The following is a 17,429-nucleotide window of genomic DNA, read 5'->3' on the forward strand; positions in this document are numbered from 1 at the left end:
TGTCAAATGCCTCAAAAAACTAAACATACCCCAATGATGGAACAATATTTAGCCATTAAGGCCAATTACGAAGATGCTTTTTTGTTTTATCGATTAGGAGATTTCTATGAAATGTTCTACGATGATGCCATTAAAGCCACTCAATTACTAGAAATCACATTAACGGCACGCAATCGTAATGCAGATGAACCCATTCCGATGTGCGGTGTTCCTTACCATGCAGCTAGAGGGTATATTGATATATTAATTGAAAAAGGATATAAAGTCGCTATATGCGAGCAAGTAGAAGACCCTAAAACAGCTAAAGGAATGGTAAAACGAGAAGTCGTTCAACTTATCACGCCTGGAACAGCTATTGAAACGAAAAACATGGATGCAAAAAAGAATAATTATTTATCTGCACTCTTAGTTCAAGAGGGGAATAAATTTGACTTAGCTTATGTTGATTTAAGTACAGGTGAGTTAAAGGCGACTCAATTGGATTCGGTCGAAGATGTCATTAATGAACTTTCAAGTATTCAAACAAAAGAAATTGTATTTAACGGTGAAAGTAATGAGGAATTTCAGCAAGAATTGAAAAATAAGTTAGATGTGATGATTTCCAATCAAAAGGAAATTATTGAAAATGCTGAATTTTCTTATTTAACAAGTGATCTTGAAGAAACGTCAACACTATCCGTTTTAAAATTATTACTTTCTTATTTAAGTGTCACGCAAAAAAGAAGTTTAGCTCATATTCAAAAAGCTGAGACATACGTCCCAACTCATTTCTTGAAAATGGATCATTATTCAAAATATAATCTTGAATTAACAACTTCTATTCGAAATGGACAAAAAAAAGGCACCTTACTTTGGTTGCTTGATGAAACAAAAACAGCAATGGGTGGTCGTTTACTTAAACAGTGGATTGATCGACCATTAATTCAAGAGCAAAAAATAAAAGGCCGCCAAGCGATTGTTGAGAGCCTAATGAATCACTTTTTTGAACGAACAGATTTAAATGAAGCCTTGACACGTGTTTATGATTTAGAACGATTAGCTGGAAGAGTAGCTTTCGGCAATGTAAATGGTAGAGATTTATTGCAATTGAAAACATCTTTACTGCAAATTCCACAACTGATTGAAATCATTGCAATTATTAATGATACTGAATGGGACACTTTGTTAGGCGCTCTAGATCCTGTTACTGAGGTTGTTGATTTAATCGAATTGGCCATTCATGAAGATGCGCCACTTTCTCTAAAGGATGGTGGGGTCATTAAAGATGGCTATCATGAGAAGTTAGACCAATACCGGGATGCAATGAGAAACGGAAAAAAATGGATGGCTCAACTAGAAGCTGAAGAACGAGCGAAAACAGGTATTAAAGGTTTAAAAGTTGGCTACAATCGAATTTTTGGCTATTATATTGAAATCACCAAAGCTAATTTAGCTAACTTGCCTGAGGGAACCTATGAGAGAAAGCAAACATTGGCTAACGCTGAGCGTTTCATAACACCAGCTTTGAAAGAAAAAGAAACGTTAATTCTTGAAGCAGAAGAAAAATCAATGGCTTTAGAATATGAGTTGTTTGCTGAAGTTCGTGAAACAGTCAAAAGCTATATTGAACGTTTGCAACGCTTGGCAAAAAATGTTGCAACAATTGATGTATTGCAAAGTTTTGCTACGGTTAGTGAAAAATATCATTTTATTAAACCGACAATGACAACAGGAAAACACGAAATTAACCTATTAGAAGGTCGTCATCCCGTAGTTGAAAAAGTTTTAGGGCAACAAACGTATGTACCAAATAGTGTGGAAATGACAACTGAAACTGATATTCTTTTAATTACAGGACCAAACATGTCTGGTAAAAGTACCTATATGAGACAATTAGCCTTAACGGTGATTATGGCCCAAATGGGGTGCTTTGTACCAGCTGAAAAAGCTGACCTGCCTATTTTTGATCAGATTTTTACTCGAATTGGTGCAGCTGATGATTTAATTTCAGGTCAAAGTACATTTATGGTTGAAATGATGGAAGCCAATCAAGCTTTGCGTCATGCAACTGATCGTAGTTTAATTCTATTTGATGAAATTGGACGAGGAACTGCAACTTATGATGGGATGGCATTAGCAGAAGCAATCATTGAATATATTCATCAACATGTTCATGCAAAAACGCTATTTTCGACCCATTATCATGAACTAACAGTTTTAGAGGATAGTCTTAAAGGGCTGGAAAATATTCATGTCGGAGCTGTTGAAGAAAATGGAGAGGTTGTTTTCCTTCATAAAATGATGCCTGGACCTGCAGATAAAAGTTATGGAATCCATGTTGCTAAATTAGCAGGTTTACCTGAAGAGTTATTAGAACGAGCAGCAACAATTTTAGAAAAGCTAGAGCAACAAGATACGGTTGTATTAGATTACCAACCAACATATGCAACAGCAGCTCCAAAAATAACAGAAGAAAAAACGAAGCAAACAAATATTGTTGAAGAATCAGATGGACAATTGTCTTTATTTGGTGAACGAAATCCCAATGAAGCTGATGTAATTGATGCGATTAATCAATTAAACTTATTAGCGATGACCCCATTAGATGCCATCAATACACTAAGTCAATTGCAACAAAAACTAAAATAAATAGACACAGATAAAGCTAAGAGCTAGACAAGTTCTTAGCTTTTCCGACAAGATGGAGGACTGAGCATGGGAAAAATAGTAGAACTTTCTGAAAAATTAGCCAATCAAATTGCAGCTGGTGAAGTTATTGAGCGCCCAGCCTCAGTTGTAAAAGAGCTAGTTGAAAATGCTATTGATGCAGGAAGTACACAGATTGATATTCTAATTGAAGAAGCAGGACTTAAAAAAATTCAAATTATTGATAATGGTGCTGGAATAGCTGCTGACGATGTTCGAAATGCGTTTAAGCGCCATGCTACAAGCAAAATTCATTCACGAGATGATCTATTTAGAATACGTACTTTAGGATTTCGTGGCGAGGCTTTACCAAGTATTGCCTCAGTTTCAGAAATTACCTTAGAGACTGCAACAGGTGTTGGGGCTGGAAGTTATTTAGCGTTAAAAGGTGGCGATATTGTCGAAGAGCGAGCAAATCCAGCTCGAAAAGGCACAAGTATTACTGTTGAGAATTTATTTTTCAATACACCTGCGCGCTTAAAATATGTTAAGACGATTCAAACTGAATTAGCTACAATTGGAGATATAGTTAACCGTTTAGCTATGAGTAATACGCAAGTCGCTTTTCGTTTAGTCCATGATGGCAATCAAATGCTACGCACTATGGGAAATGGCGATTTAAAACAAACTTTAGCAGGAATTTATGGTGTATCGGTTGCAAAAAAAATGCGCGAAGTTGAAAAAGAAGATTTAGATTTCAAATTAAAAGGCTACGTGTCTTTACCAGAATTAACGAGAGCTAGCCGTAACTATATGTCAATTATGATTAATGGACGATATATTAAAAATTATTTACTAAATAAAGCGATTGTAGCTGGTTATCGTTCGAAATTAATGGTTGGTCGTTTTCCTTTTGTCTGTTTGGATATTCAAATGGATCCACTTCTAGTAGATGTAAATGTTCACCCAACCAAGCAAGAAGTTCGGATTAGTAAAGAAAAAGAATTGATGGAACTAATTGAGACAGCTATTCATGAATGTTTAAGTCATGAACAATTGATTCCAGAGTCTTTAGAGAATTTTAGTTTTAAACGCCCATATGATGCTTCTAGATTTCAATCTGAACAAACAAAAATTGATTTAACAGCATCTAAAACTAGTTCGGATGAACTTTTTTCAAAGAATCAAGCTGAAGATTCAAAAGAAAATCAAGTACATTCAATTGAAAAGAAAAGTACTGAGGATAAAAATCAAGATTATTTCAAAACAATTCCCTTTAAATCAACACCAAGTCCAATTCCAGCTCAAAGAGAAGCATCTCCATTTGAACGAGGAATTGGATATGAAGCTGCAGAAGGTCAATTTTATTTAAAAAAAGATCGTGTTGAAGAGGAGTTTATTGAAGATCCATTTGCCCCAATTCCAGAAAATTTAATGAATGAAGTAACAGTGGAGACTACACACAATCTACAGTCAGAACCCCCTGAAATAGAATCGAATCAGAATCAAAGTGAGTTGCAAGAATTGCATACGGAATCTCATTTAAAGGCTGCCGAGAAGTTAATTAAAGAAGAAACACAGTTGAAAAATAAAGCCATTGCCCATTTGCCGAATTTAGAATACGTGGGACAAATGCACGGGACGTATTTATTTGCTCAAAATGAAAATGGGTTATATATCTTAGATCAACATGCGGCTCAAGAACGAATTAAATATGAGTTTTTCCGAAAGAAAATTGGGGAAGTTAGCCGTGATTTGCAAGATTTATTGGTTCCAATTATGTTAGACTATCCTAATAGTGATGCGATAAAAATCAAAGAAAATAATGAAGCTTTGGAAGAAATTGGACTTTTTCTTGAGCCATTTGGCCAAAATAGTTTCTTAGTACGTAGCCACCCTGTTTGGTTTAATCGTGGTCAAGAAGAGGAAATCATTAAAGAAATGATTGACTTGTTATTAGAACAAGGCAGTATCAGTGTTGCGAAGTTTAGGGAAGCTACAGCAATTATGATGAGCTGTAAAGGATCAATTAAAGCAAATCATCATTTAAACGATCAAGAAGCCAGAGCTTTATTAGTTGATTTAGCTAAAACAGAAAATCCCTATAATTGCCCTCATGGACGACCAGTGTTGATTCAATTTACCAATAAAGATATGGAAAGAATGTTTAAACGGATTCAAGATCCCCATTAAATCATGACAAAAGAGGTTAGAAAATGAAAGTTATCTTAGCATCAGGTTCCCCAAGACGTAAAGAATTATTAAGTAAAATTATTTCGAATTTTGAAGTCGTTGTTTCAGATGTTGATGAGACAATTGATGAAAGCTTACCTGGAAACGTAATAGTTTCAGAATTAGCAAAACGGAAAGCCTTAGTTGTGGCTAAAAATTTTCCTACTGATTTAGTTATAGGAAGTGATACAATTGTTTATTTAGATGGTCAAGTTTTAGGGAAACCAAGTAGCGAGCAAGAGGCAGCTCAAATGTTAGGTAAGCTTAGTGGCACCAAGCATCATGTTTACACAGCCGTTTATATGACGAATGGTTCCCTCGAAGTGACAGAAGTAGTTGATACAATTGTAACGTTATATCCATTAACTGAGAAAGAAATTACAAACTATATTGCCTCCGGTGAACCAATGGATAAAGCTGGAGCTTATGGTATTCAAGGTTTAGGTGCATTATTGGTTTCTGAAATTCAAGGTGATTTTTATGCAGTCGCAGGTTTTCCAGTCGCAGTCGTATATCGAATGTTAGCTAAATTTGATGGAATAGAAATTGATTTTGCCCGTTAAGCAAAACTGCTACCTAGTTATTAGGTAGCAGTTTTTTCTGTGAAAAATTCAGTAAGTTCCTCTTTACAAAGAAAGAGCCTTAAGTTATGATATGTTTAAGCTATTTTGCATTGCAAGATAGCGATAGAAAAATAGGCAAACTTGTTTTAGAAGATAGATAAAGAGGTGCTTGCTAAATGGAGACAAGTCAAATGCTAAAGGGCTTACTAGAAGGTTGTATTTTAAGCATTATAAAAGATCAAGAAGCCTATGGCTACGAGATGGTAGCTAAATTAGCCGATTATGGGTTAGATATGGTTAGTGAAGGTAGTATTTATCCTGTTTTATTAAAATTACAAAAACAAGATTATGTAAGTAGCCGAATGTTACCCTCAAAGGAAGGTCCAAAACGTAAATATTATTCCATTACAAAACAAGGCCATACTTATTTAGAAGAATTTCAAAAGCAGTGGAGCAAAGTTGCTACAAGTGTAAATGATATCATTGAATTCAGTGCCAATCATGAACGATGATATAATGAGGAGTTAAGAAATAAAAAGGAGGTTGTTGTTATGGAGACAGCTAAATTAAAACAAAGAACGAATCAGCTAAGACAACAACTCAATTCAGAAAATGCACTGGTTTTTGAAGAGGTTGTGGAGTACCTACGTGCTTCACCAGTAAATACGAAAAAAACAGAAGAAATTTTAGCTGAACTATTGGATCATTTAATAGAATTGGAGCAAATTGGAAAAACGAGTAAGGATTTATTTGGCGAGAATGTTCATGGCTATTGTCGTCAACTAGTCAAAGGGTTGCATAAAGATACTTTTATAGAGAAATTAAATTTTGCCTTATTAATTGTGGCATTATCTGCTATTTTTGAACTCGTATTTGCCTTTATTAATGGAGTTATTGATTGGCGATTATCAACGGCACATCTAATTTGTAATTTATTTTTTGCTCAATTAGCTTTCTGGGCCTATCAAAAAATAGATCATAATTCCGAAATACAAAAGAAAGTCTATTATTTTGCTTTTTCAACGTTATTTATTGTTATTTATGTTGCTTTAGGACTTGTCTTAAGTGAGAATAGGTAAAGTGAGCAAAATAACGTTGTTTTATTGTTTTATTTGTTATAATTAAAAGTAGAAAGACAGGGGGATTTGAAATGACTGAAAAAAATAAAGAGGAATTAAAACAAAAATTAACGGATATTCAATATGAAGTCACGCAAAATAACGGAACAGAGCGTCCGTTTACAGGTGAATATGATGATTTTTATGAGAATGGACTCTATGTTGATATTGTCAGTGGTGAACCGTTATTTACTTCTAAAGATAAATATGATGCAGGATGTGGTTGGCCGGCTTTTACAAAACCCGTTTCTGAAAAAGAAATTATTGAAAAGACGGATCAAACTTTTGGTATGAAACGAGTTGAAGTACGAAGCAAAGAAGCAAATTCTCATTTAGGTCATGTGTTTACAGATGGACCGAAAGAATTAGGTGGTTTGCGTTATTGTATTAATTCTGCAGCTTTACGCTTTATTCCTGTTGAAGAATTAGAAGCACAAGGATACGGCGATTATCAGAAATATTTTAAAGAAGAATAATAGCAAAAAAGCATGAAATCCATTTTTACAAATGTTGATTTCATGCTTTTTTTATTTGAGATTGGATTGATTTTTGTCTCAGCCGCTATTTGAGTTTCTGATAGAATACATAAATCTTAAAATTAAAAGGAAAATTAAACCATTTTTTGAAATCTATTGACTAGCCTACAAGAATTATAGAAGTAAATAATAAAATAGCATAGGTTTATTTTGCAAAATTATGTTACGATAAATGGAGAAAAGAATTGATAAAGGAGTCGATAGAGGGATGCAAAAAAAATGGAGTCAACTAATTGAAAACGGTTTAGTAACGATTAAAAATGAAAATGGTGCAACTTTACGATTTTCTACAGAATCAGGGATTGGGATTATTGAAGCGGATGGATATGCTTTTAAAGATTTAAATCGAAATGGTAAGTTACAGCCTTACAAAGATTGGCGTTTACCTATCAGTGAACGAATTGAGGATTTAGCTAATCAATTAACGATATCTGAGATTGCTGGTTTGATGCTTTATAGTGGTCATCAAGCAGTAACATCTAGCAAAAATTCTTTTGCAAGCATGTTTGCTGGTACGTATGATGGGTTAGCTTTAGAAGATAGTACGGCAGTTGTTTCAGATTTAACAGATCAACAAAAAGAATTTTTAACAAAAGATCATTTGCGACATATTTTAGTTACAGTTGTTGAATCGCCTGAAATTTCTGCTACTTGGTCAAATAACTTGCAAGCTTTTGTGGAAGGACTAGGTCATGGAATTCCAGTTAATATTAGCTCGGACCCTCGTCATGGAGCAGATGCTAATTCTGAATACAACGCAGGTGCGGGTGGAGATATTTCAAAATGGCCAGAGGCTCTGGGCCTAGCAGCAACATTTGAGCCAGAATTAGTGAGAGATTTTGGTCATATTGCTGGGAGAGAATATCGTGCATTAGGGATTGCCACTGCACTTTCTCCTCAAGTTGATTTAGCGACTGAACCAAGATGGATGCGATTTAGTGGAACTTTTGGTGAAGGTGTAAAATTAGTTACAGATTTATCGGAAGCATACTGTTCGGGTTTTCAAACTTCAGAAAAGGCAAGTGAGATACATTCAGGATGGGGCTATACAAGTGTCAATGCCATGGTAAAACACTGGCCTGGTGGCGGAAGTGGAGAAGCCGGTCGTGATGCGCATTATGCTTTTGGTAAGTATGCTGTTTATCCAGGTGGAAATTTTAAAGAACATTTGAAGCCATTTACGGAAGGGGCGTTTAAATTAAAAGGTGGGACGGAAAAAGCTGCAGCTGTCATGCCTTACTACACGATTTCAACTAATCAAGATCTTAAAAATAGAGAAAATGTAGGAAATGGCTATAGTCATTATTTAGTCCAAGAATTATTACGTGATGAGTATGGCTATGATGGAGTTGTTTGCACGGATTGGGGAATTACAAAAGACCATCAAGAAATGGATAGTTTTTTATCTGGAAAAGATTGGGGTGTTGAAGAGTTAACGGTTGCTGAAAGGCATTATAAGGTCCTATTAGCGGGTGTGGATCAATTCGGGGGTAACAATGAGGTTGAACCGATTATGGCAGCCTACGAACTAGGAAAAGCTGAATTTGGTAAAGAATTTATTGAAGCTCGTTTTCGTCGTTCAGCCAAACGATTATTGCGTAATCTATTTCAAGTAGGCTTATTTGAGAATCCTTATATTGATAGCGCGAAAACCAAGAAAACAGTTGGTCACCCTGATTTTATGAAAAAAGGATTTGAAGCTCAGCAAAAGTCGATTATTTTATTAAAAAATAAAAATAACGTTTTACCAGTAGCTAAAAAACAAACAGTTTATATTCCTAAAAGACGATTGAAAGCGAGTAAAGATTGGTTCGGCCAAGAAATACCAGCAAGAGAATTCTTGCCTGTTGAAGCAGCTTTAGTTGAAAAGTACTATCATTTAACAACTGATCCCACGCAAGCAGATTTTGCACTATGCTTTATGGAATCTCCCCAAACAAGTGGTTTTAGTTTAGAGGATCTTGCTAAAGGTGGAACGGGTTATGTCCCAATCAGTTTACAATACCGACCTTACACAGCTAGATTAGGGCGTAAGGAAAGTTTAGCTGGTGGTGATCCGTTAGAAGCCTTCTCGAACCGAAGTTATTATGGAAAATCAAATGAAGCTATCAATGAAGCGGATTTGGACATTGTGATAGAAACTCGAGAAAAAATGGGGAATAAACCCCTAATTGCGATTGTAGCGATGAAAAATCCAACCATTCTTCATGAATTTGAAACTCTTGTGGATGGGATTTTAGTTGATTTTGGTGTGCAAACACAAGCCTTGCTTTCTCTATTATCAGGAGAAGTTGAGCCATCAGGTTTACTTCCTTTTCAAATTCCTGATAAGATGGAATCTGTTGAAAAACAATTAGAGGATGTCCCTTTTGATATGACTTGCCATCGCGATGAAAATCATAATAGTTATGATTTTGCATACGGACTAAATTGGACTGGTGTGATAACTGACCAGCGCGTTGAAAAGTATGGTTTGAAAAGCTAAAAGGTAGTGTGGTAAAGGTTGAATATAAGAAGGCTAAACTTTCACTTTACGAAAACGTCTGTTTCTGATATGATAGTTTAAATTTAAAAGCGTTGACAAAGAAAAGTAGAAAAGTTCAGTTATTTCAATAAAATCTAATCAAAGTATAGATTTTTACAGAGAGTCTCGGTTGCTGAAAAGAGATGGAATAAGCCTTTTTGAAACAAGCCTTTGTAGCTGCACATCGGAACATTAGGGATGGTGTGACGGGTTCTTCCGTTACTAAGATAGAGTATAACCAAAGCAATTTTTGGCGTACTTGATAAGAAAATAATGGCAACATTATTTTGAACTAGGATGGCACCGCGATTTTGACTCGCTCCTAAGACTTTGGTCTTGGGGGTGAGTTTTTTTGTCATGCTTCTTGTTACTTTATCATGGTTCTCGTTGCTTTATCATGGTTCTTGTTGCTTTAGCAACTTAGAAACATGATACACATCCATCGAAGATGGACTGTGATCTCAAAATGTTGGTTTACAGAGGTTCTTGTTGCTTTAGCAACTTAGAAACATGATACACATCCATCGAAGATGGACTGTGATCTCAAAATGTTGGTTTACAGAGGTTCTTGTTGCTTTAGCAACTTAGAAACATGATACACATCCATCGAAGATGGACTGTGATCTCAAAATGTTGGTTTGAGCCAATTCCTATGAAGATTCGAAATGGAAAAAAGTATCATATCAATTTTCCCTATTCTTCAGTCGAGCCTGAGCGAACTCAACAAGCTTTTTATATTATCAAAATTGGGGGTGCTAAAGGATGAATAAGAAAAAAATAACAAGTTTATTATTAGCAAGTAGTGGGATTTCTAGTATTGGGGAATGGATTTATTTTATTGCGCTAAACTTAATTGTATTAAATCGTGGGGCAACCCCAGCAGCCGTTGGAGTACTTTATATTCTTCGTCCCTTAGCAACAGTCTTAACGACAAGTATTGTGAGTCATTTTTTAGATGATTTGAAGAAGCGCAAATGGTTGATTATTTTAGACATAACGAGAGCTTGTATGATTGGAAGTTTAGTGATAATCAATGAGTTATGGTGGATTTATTTGATTGTTTTTTTGATTCAAGGAGCCGTTTCAATTCATTCGCCTCTGGTAATTACGTATACAGTATCGCTAATTCCAGCAGAAAAACGAAAAAAATATAACGCACTTAGTAGTTTAGTTCATTCTGGCGGATTCTTATTAGGTCCAGCTATAGCAGGATTACTATTAATGGTAGGAACGCCTAAATTAGCAATTGTAGTCAATAGTACCGCCTTATTTTTATCCACCTATTTTATTTTTTTGTTGCCAAATTGCGAAACGGTCCCCAGGGAGAAAAAGCTAAACACAGGTATCACATTTAGTGAAACCTGGTTTGAGGTTAGAAGTTTTAGTTTAAAGTATGGGAATGAAACGTTAATTTACAGCAGTTTCTTATTATTAATGAGTTTTGCAGCGGGGTTAGATTCGATTGAAGCCTCTTTTGCTAAAGGAATGTTAGATTTGACAGATGGTGAATATGGTTTGTTAGTCAGCATTGCTGGCTTAGGTATTCTATGTGGTTCGGGAATAGTGACTATTTTTAGTGAAAAGTTATCAGTCGCACATCTATTACAAAGTGGATCTTTCTTTTTTGTACTTGGTTATTTTATTTACTCCATATCAACTCATTTTATTTCAGCAGCAGTCGGTTTTTTTCTACTTTCGTTTGCGCTAGCATTTGCAAATACAGGATTTTACACGTTCAGACAAAACTATTTGCCAATCAGTAAAATGGGTCTACTCATTAGCTTTTATGACTTAGTAGAGGCTTTGCTTTCAATTTTTATTGTTGGAGTTGTGAGTTTATTGGCAATTTACGTCCATCTTAGAAAAGTAAGTTTAATTGTTGTATTTTGTATGTGGCTAGTCCTGCTTTTCTTTTACAAAAAGGTGAAGAATGAGAAAGTAGCAAAGAAATTAGTACGTAAGAGGTAAAAATTAGCTTTTTTGAGTAGAAGGCTCCATTTTAATTCAAAAATATGGTAAAATGCATAGGGGAACGAATGTACTATTAATTAGAGTAGCGATTGGGGTAAATAAAAATGTATGAATATATTAAAGGTACGCTGACCTTTGTGGGTCCGGCATATATCGTGATTGAAAATGGTGGCATAGGGTATCAACTATTAATTGCTAATCCATTTCGTTTTTCAAGTAGATTAAATCAAGAAGTTCAAGTATATGTGTATCAAGCTGTTCGTGAAGATGCAATCACGTTATTTGGTTTTAAGGACTTTAGTGAAAAACAACTTTATTTAAAATTAATCAGTGTGTCTGGAATTGGACCAAAAAGTAGCTTAGCTATCTTGGCTAGTGATGATCATGCCGGTCTAGTTCAAGCAATTGAAGGAGACGACGTAGCCTATCTAACTAAATTTCCTGGAGTGGGCAAAAAAACAGCCTCTCAAATTGTCCTTGATTTAAAAGGTAAGTTAGATGATTTAATGACTCCAGCAGATGGTGTTATAAGCGGTGCTTTACAAGAGAAATTAACGTTGCCGACAAATCATGGTCATGTTGAGGAAACTCTTGAAGCATTGGCAGCATTAGGCTATAGTGGGAAAGAAATCAAACGAATTGAACCACAAATACGAAGTTTAAATGAACACTCAACAGATGCTTATTTACGAGCTGCTTTGCGTTTATTGATGAAGAAAAAATAGTAAACAACTAGCTAATTACGGAAAGAAAAGTGGTGAATAAGATGAATGACGAAGAACGCATCCTATCAGGGGAAAGCGAAAGTTACGAAGAGCAATCCTATGAAAAATCCTTACGTCCTCAACGTCTAAATCAATATATTGGCCAGACGAAAGTAAAAAAAGAATTGACTATTTACATTGAAGCGGCTAAAACTCGTGAGGAAGCATTGGATCATGTTTTATTATATGGACCGCCTGGATTAGGTAAAACAACAATGGCTATGGTCATTGCTAATGAAATGGATGTTGGAATCCGCACCACAAGTGGACCTGCTATTGAAAAAGCGGGTGACTTGATTGCTTTATTAAACGAGTTAGAAGCCGGAGACGTTTTATTTATTGATGAGATTCATCGAATGCCGCGCATGGTCGAAGAGATGCTTTATTCCGCAATGGAAGATTTTTTCGTTGATATTATTGTTGGTCAAGGACCGAGTGCTCACCCAGTCCATTTTCCTTTGCCACCATTTACGTTAATTGGAGCAACAACAAGGGCGGGCTTATTATCAGCACCTTTACGAGACCGTTTTGGAATTGTTTCGCATATGGAGTATTATACAGTCAAAGATTTAAGTGATATCGTCTTGCGTTCTGCAGATGTTTTTGAAACTAGAATTGATGGAATGGGTGCTCTTGAAATTGCCAGACGTTCTAGAGGAACACCACGGATTGCCAATCGCTTGTTAAAAAGGGTTCGTGATTTTGCCCAGGTTGAAGGAAATGGGGCTGTTAGTCAAGAGATTGCTGATGAAGCCTTAGCTTTATTACGTGTTGACCAAGCTGGATTAGACTACATTGATCAAAAAATGTTAAAAACAATGATTGAATTATATCGTGGTGGACCGGTGGGGCTCTCAACGATTGCTGCAAATATTGGAGAAGAAACTGAAACTGTCGAAGATATGTATGAACCTTATTTATTACAAATGGGCTTTTTACAACGCACCCCTCGGGGACGAATAGTAACCAAACTAGGCTATGACCATTTAGGTTATCCTTATCAAACTGACTAGTAGGAGAAATGATGTTATGTTAACAACAAAAGATTTTGATTTTGATTTACCAGAAGAATTAATTGCTCAAACACCATTAGAAGATCGCTCAGCATCTAAATTATTAGTGCTAGATCGTGAAACGGGAGCAATCAAAGATAAGCATTTTACAGATATTTTAGATGAGTTATCCGAAGGTGATGCATTGGTTATGAATGATACTCGTGTATTACCGGCACGTTTATATGGCACAAAACCGGAAACGGGCGGTCATCTGGAAGTTTTGTTATTAAAAAATACAACTGGTGATCAGTGGGAAACACTTGTTAAACCAGCCAAAAGAGCAAAAGTTGGAACAGAAATCGAATTTGGTGATGGACGCTTAAAAGCTGTTGTTTTAGAAGAGCTAGAGCATGGTGGAAGAATCATTGAGTTTTCTTATACGGGTATCTTTTTAGAAGTCTTAGAATCACTTGGAGAAATGCCTTTACCACCTTATATTAAAGAACGCTTAGAAGATAGCGAACGCTATCAAACGGTCTATGCTAAAGAGAATGGATCGGCAGCGGCACCAACAGCTGGTTTACATTTCACGGAAGACTTATTAGAGAAAATTAAAGCCAAAGGTGTTGAAATTGTCTTTTTAACCTTACACGTTGGTTTAGGCACATTTAGACCTGTTAGTGTTGATTCAATTGAAGATCATGAAATGCATGCGGAATTCTACCGATTATCAGAAGAAAGTGCAGAAACCTTGAGAAAAGTGAAAGCGAATGGCGGAAGAATTGTTGCTGTTGGAACTACATCAATACGGACACTGGAAACTATCGGGACTAAATTTAATGGAGAAATCGAAGCAGATAGTGGCTGGACAAGTATTTTTATTACACCTGGTTACCAATTTAAAGTAGTCGATGCATTTTCAACTAACTTTCATTTGCCACAATCAACATTAGTGATGTTAATTAGTGCTTTTGCCGGAAGAGAAAAGATTTTAGCTGCTTATCAACACGCTATTGACGAACAGTATCGTTTTTTCAGTTTTGGCGATGCAATGTTTATTAAATAAATAGTCATTATCCTAGAGGCAACTTAAGTGGAAACACTTAGTTGCCTTTTTAGTGAAAAAAGTTAAGATAGTGGCTATAAAAAAATAGCAGTTGGCTTTTCATCGCCAACCGCTATTTTATATGATTCAGAGAGGATACGAATAAACAATAAAGTGAATCTTTGTTGCCTACGCAAGTCTTGAATTTCTTTAAAAAACAAATTCGGTTCTTTTTTACTTCTTCGTGACTATCTTTCACATTTACAAAACACTTGTTAACTGTACTTCATTGAATGAGTTGACAGTTGAATCAGAAAATCTTAAAACACGATACTAAGTTTAACTTGTTCCATCAATCAAAATCTAAACAAATGAGAAATCCTTCTGTTTATTCGTATAATCATCTCTCTTTATAGTTATAATATAGCATAAGAGGAAAGCGTTTGCAAGTTAAAAGGTTTCAACTTTTTTGTTTTAAATTTCCTACTTAAAGTAAAGCTAGTTTGTTTCAAAATGAAAAGGTCATTAAGAGGGACAAAAGTCTGATTGCTCTTGGTATTTGGCTGTGCTATACTATTCTAATGGCAAGTAAATGCTTGTATGAAAAGTAGCTCGATTTGATTAAGTTGAGCAAGAAATTTAACAGAGAAAGCTAGTTAGTTCACAGCTATTTTCTAATTATACAATGGAAGGTGTGAGTCCGATAGATGAGAAAAAAATGACGGGAACGCAGCAACGCATTATTGATGCCGCTTTGCACCTAATTTCTCAAGTTGGATATAAAAGTACAACAACAAAATTAATTGCTCAAGAAGCTGAAGTAAATGAAACAACTATTTTTAAAAATTTCAAATCAAAAGAAGCTTTAATGAATGTAGCCTTCAAACAACATGCGAATCAAATTAAAGAAGAAGTTGATTCTTTCTTTCAACAAGAATTTGAGAATTCACGAGACCTATTAAAGCGAACTGGACATTTTATTCAAGATACGTATGAAAAACATCGATATGTAGTGATTGGTTCGATTAAAGAAGTTGGAAATGAGAAAGCAAAAACGATTTTTAATTACAAACAAGAATATATTAATGCGGCTTTATCAGAGAAGCTACAAGAATTTCCCGATGCGGATCATTTTTGTCAAAAAGACTATGAAACGATTAGTTTTATTTATAATAATGCGATTGTTGCTTTATTATTACAAAAAATTCAGCAGAACGGTGAACAAAAAAAATCAGCCATTACATTGGAAAATATTATTGATATGACCTTGCGTCCTTTTGATGAGGAACAAGTATAAAAGACAAAAAAGTTAGAGTAGGAGAAGAAATCATGACAGAGCCAGCAGTAAAATATCGTTTAATAAAAAAAGAAAAGCATACAGGTGCTCGTTTAGGTGAAATTATTACCCCGCACGGAACTTTTCAAACACCTATGTTTATGCCAGTTGGAACTTTGGCAACTGTCAAAAGTATTGCTCCAGAAGAATTAGATGCAATGGGAGCAGGTATTATTTTAAGTAATACGTACCATTTATGGTTGCGTCCAGGAGAAGATATTGTTGAAGAAGCCGGCGGACTGCATAAATTTATGAATTGGGATAAAGGTATTCTAACGGATTCTGGTGGATTCCAAGTATTCTCACTAAGTGATATGCGTCGGATTGAAGAAGAAGGTGTTCATTTTAGAAATCATTTAAACGGTTCTAAAATGTTTTTATCTCCTGAAAAAGCAATCAATATTCAAAATAAATTAGGTCCAGATATTATGATGAGTTTTGATGAATGCCCACCATTTGATGAAAGTTTTGATTATGTAAAGAAATCAGTCGAGCGGACATCTCGTTGGGCAGAGCGCGGCTTAAAAGCCCATGCAAATCCAGATTATCAAGGCTTATTTGGTATTATCCAAGGTGCTGGTTACCGCGAGCTTAGAGAACAAAGTGCTAGAGACTTAGTTTCAATGGATTTTCCAGGCTACTCAATTGGTGGTTTATCTGTCGGAGAGCCCAAACATTTAATGAATGAGGTGCTTGAATATACGACGCCTTTAATTCCTGAACACAAACCTCGTTACCTAATGGGAGTTGGTTCAGCAGATTCTTTAATTGATGGAGTTATTCGTGGAGTCGACATGTTTGATTGTGTTTTGCCAACTCGAATTGCTAGAAATGGTACGTGTATGACTAGTGCTGGTCGTTTAGTTGTGAAAAATGCCCAATATGAACGTGATTTCCGTCCGTTGGATGAAAAATGTGATTGTCATACATGTAAAAATTACACACGAGCTTATATTCGTCATTTAATTAAAGCAGATGAAACGTTTGGTTTAAGATTAACAAGTTACCATAATTTGTATTTCTTACAAAACTTGATGAAAAATGTTCGTCAGGCTATCATGGACGATAATTTATTAGAATTTAGAGAAGCTTTCTTTGAAGAATATGGTTTTAATAAACCAAATGCAAAAAACTTTTAAGAAATAAATGAAAATCCGCCGAAATAACTAGCTGAAAGCGCAAAAATTTGTTACAGTAAGTAGTGAAACAATTTGCTAAAGTAAAGAAACGGAGTGAATGATATGGGTAACTTAATTGGCTTATTGCCAATGGTCGCTGTAGTTGGAGTTTTTTATTTTCTAATGATGAAACCTCAAAAAAAAGCAGCTGATGAAAAGAAAAAAATGATGAATGCACTAAAAAAAGGGGATAGCATTGTAACAATCGGTGGTTTACACGGTGAAATTGATGAAATCAATGAATCTGATAAAACTGTTGTACTTGATTGTGATGGTATTTATCTAACTTTTGAAAGAGCAGCAATTGCGCGTGTGACAAATTCTGCACCGATGGTAGCTGAAACAATTGTTACAGAAGAAACAGTTATTGAGGCTCCTGCTGATTCAGTAGAAGAAGTAATAGTTGAAGAAAAAACAGAAACAATTGATGAAACAAAATAAATAACAAAACTTGAGGAGAATCATCACGGTTCTCTTCAAGTTTTTTGATTTATATAGATAAAGTCTTTTTATTGTGATTTTTATTAAAAATGATAGCTATT

General features: G+C 35.2%; 14 protein-coding genes and 1 other annotated feature. All 14 genes read left to right on the forward strand.

Translation table 11 applies throughout. From position 1 onward, the window contains the following. Positions 1 to 6: 6 nt before the first annotated feature. The 14 genes from mutS to yajC all read left to right on the forward strand — a co-directional run bounded on the left by mutS (position 7) and on the right by yajC (position 17,328). Positions 7 to 2,628, forward strand: coding sequence for a DNA mismatch repair protein MutS (mutS, locus tag MHI00_RS06730; RefSeq protein WP_015076685.1), 2,622 nt, complete (start codon positions 7 to 9; stop codon positions 2,626 to 2,628). A 66-nt stretch (positions 2,629 to 2,694) separates the two neighbouring features. Next, the gene (gene mutL, locus MHI00_RS06735; protein WP_341112192.1) at positions 2,695 to 4,818 is read left to right on the forward strand and encodes a DNA mismatch repair endonuclease MutL; all 2,124 of its coding nucleotides are present in this window, start codon (positions 2,695 to 2,697) and stop codon (positions 4,816 to 4,818) included. 23 nt (positions 4,819 to 4,841) lie between these two features. Then, complete coding sequence (locus MHI00_RS06740) at positions 4,842 to 5,420, forward strand: Maf family protein (RefSeq protein WP_010054249.1); 579 nt, start codon at positions 4,842 to 4,844, stop codon at positions 5,418 to 5,420. A gap of 176 nt (positions 5,421 to 5,596) precedes the next feature. Then, on the forward strand, positions 5,597 to 5,932 hold the full coding sequence (locus tag MHI00_RS06745; protein ID WP_341112195.1) for a PadR family transcriptional regulator: 336 nt from the start codon (positions 5,597 to 5,599) through the stop codon (positions 5,930 to 5,932). Positions 5,933 to 5,971: 39 nt separating this feature from the next. Continuing rightward, a complete protein-coding gene (locus tag MHI00_RS06750; protein WP_010054251.1) occupies positions 5,972 to 6,499 on the forward strand; it encodes a hypothetical protein in 528 nt (175 codons plus the stop codon). A 71-nt stretch (positions 6,500 to 6,570) separates the two neighbouring features. Then, on the forward strand, positions 6,571 to 7,014 hold the full coding sequence (gene msrB, locus MHI00_RS06755) for a peptide-methionine (R)-S-oxide reductase MsrB (RefSeq protein WP_010054252.1): 444 nt from the start codon (positions 6,571 to 6,573) through the stop codon (positions 7,012 to 7,014). Positions 7,015 to 7,282: 268 nt separating this feature from the next. Further along, entirely contained in the window at positions 7,283 to 9,559 is a 2,277-nt protein-coding gene (locus MHI00_RS06760) for a glycoside hydrolase family 3 protein (RefSeq protein WP_341112200.1), read from the forward strand. An 83-nt stretch (positions 9,560 to 9,642) separates the two neighbouring features. Next, positions 9,643 to 9,925: a binding site (T-box leader), on the forward strand. A gap of 435 nt (positions 9,926 to 10,360) precedes the next feature. Continuing rightward, complete coding sequence (locus MHI00_RS06765; RefSeq protein ID WP_341112203.1) at positions 10,361 to 11,566, forward strand: MFS transporter; 1,206 nt, start codon at positions 10,361 to 10,363, stop codon at positions 11,564 to 11,566. Between the two features lie 107 nt (positions 11,567 to 11,673). Further along, complete coding sequence (gene ruvA, locus MHI00_RS06770; RefSeq protein WP_056999520.1) at positions 11,674 to 12,294, forward strand: Holliday junction branch migration protein RuvA; 621 nt, start codon at positions 11,674 to 11,676, stop codon at positions 12,292 to 12,294. A 41-nt stretch (positions 12,295 to 12,335) separates the two neighbouring features. Beyond that, positions 12,336 to 13,346, forward strand: a complete 1,011-nt coding sequence (gene ruvB / locus MHI00_RS06775) for a Holliday junction branch migration DNA helicase RuvB (protein ID WP_010054257.1) — start codon at positions 12,336 to 12,338, stop codon at positions 13,344 to 13,346. A gap of 16 nt (positions 13,347 to 13,362) precedes the next feature. Further along, on the forward strand, positions 13,363 to 14,394 hold the full coding sequence (gene queA, locus MHI00_RS06780; protein ID WP_015076674.1) for a tRNA preQ1(34) S-adenosylmethionine ribosyltransferase-isomerase QueA: 1,032 nt from the start codon (positions 13,363 to 13,365) through the stop codon (positions 14,392 to 14,394). A gap of 664 nt (positions 14,395 to 15,058) precedes the next feature. Next, positions 15,059 to 15,670: a TetR/AcrR family transcriptional regulator gene (locus tag MHI00_RS06785; RefSeq protein WP_015076672.1), complete on the forward strand. Its 612-nt coding sequence runs from the start codon at positions 15,059 to 15,061 to the stop codon at positions 15,668 to 15,670. A gap of 32 nt (positions 15,671 to 15,702) precedes the next feature. Beyond that, positions 15,703 to 16,848, forward strand: coding sequence for a tRNA guanosine(34) transglycosylase Tgt (tgt, locus tag MHI00_RS06790; protein ID WP_010054263.1), 1,146 nt, complete (start codon positions 15,703 to 15,705; stop codon positions 16,846 to 16,848). A gap of 102 nt (positions 16,849 to 16,950) precedes the next feature. Then, a complete protein-coding gene (gene yajC / locus MHI00_RS06795; RefSeq protein ID WP_015076671.1) occupies positions 16,951 to 17,328 on the forward strand; it encodes a preprotein translocase subunit YajC in 378 nt (125 codons plus the stop codon). Positions 17,329 to 17,429 lie beyond the last annotated feature (101 nt).

The organism is Carnobacterium sp. FSL E2-0243, from assembly GCF_038003605.1.
In the GTDB taxonomy this organism is placed as follows: domain Bacteria; phylum Bacillota; class Bacilli; order Lactobacillales; family Carnobacteriaceae; genus Carnobacterium; species Carnobacterium maltaromaticum.

Excerpts from the sequence above, each read along its gene's own strand:
- mutS (WP_015076685.1), top strand. The coding sequence starts at position 7 with ATGCCTCAAAAAACTAAACATACCCCAATGATGGAACAATATTTAGCC.
- mutL (WP_341112192.1), top strand. The coding sequence starts at position 2,695 with ATGGGAAAAATAGTAGAACTTTCTGAAAAATTAGCCAATCAAATTGCA.
- tgt (WP_010054263.1), top strand. The coding sequence starts at position 15,703 with ATGACAGAGCCAGCAGTAAAATATCGTTTAATAAAAAAAGAAAAGCAT.
- MHI00_RS06750 (WP_010054251.1), top strand. The coding sequence starts at position 5,972 with ATGGAGACAGCTAAATTAAAACAAAGAACGAATCAGCTAAGACAACAA.
- yajC (WP_015076671.1), top strand. The coding sequence starts at position 16,951 with ATGGGTAACTTAATTGGCTTATTGCCAATGGTCGCTGTAGTTGGAGTT.
- MHI00_RS06760 (WP_341112200.1), top strand. The coding sequence starts at position 7,283 with ATGCAAAAAAAATGGAGTCAACTAATTGAAAACGGTTTAGTAACGATT.
- MHI00_RS06745 (WP_341112195.1), top strand. The coding sequence starts at position 5,597 with ATGGAGACAAGTCAAATGCTAAAGGGCTTACTAGAAGGTTGTATTTTA.
- ruvA (WP_056999520.1), top strand. The coding sequence starts at position 11,674 with ATGTATGAATATATTAAAGGTACGCTGACCTTTGTGGGTCCGGCATAT.
- ruvB (WP_010054257.1), top strand. The coding sequence starts at position 12,336 with ATGAATGACGAAGAACGCATCCTATCAGGGGAAAGCGAAAGTTACGAA.
- MHI00_RS06765 (WP_341112203.1), top strand. The coding sequence starts at position 10,361 with ATGAATAAGAAAAAAATAACAAGTTTATTATTAGCAAGTAGTGGGATT.
- msrB (WP_010054252.1), top strand. The coding sequence starts at position 6,571 with ATGACTGAAAAAAATAAAGAGGAATTAAAACAAAAATTAACGGATATT.
- queA (WP_015076674.1), top strand. The coding sequence starts at position 13,363 with ATGTTAACAACAAAAGATTTTGATTTTGATTTACCAGAAGAATTAATT.
- MHI00_RS06785 (WP_015076672.1), top strand. The coding sequence starts at position 15,059 with ATGGAAGGTGTGAGTCCGATAGATGAGAAAAAAATGACGGGAACGCAG.
- MHI00_RS06740 (WP_010054249.1), top strand. The coding sequence starts at position 4,842 with ATGAAAGTTATCTTAGCATCAGGTTCCCCAAGACGTAAAGAATTATTA.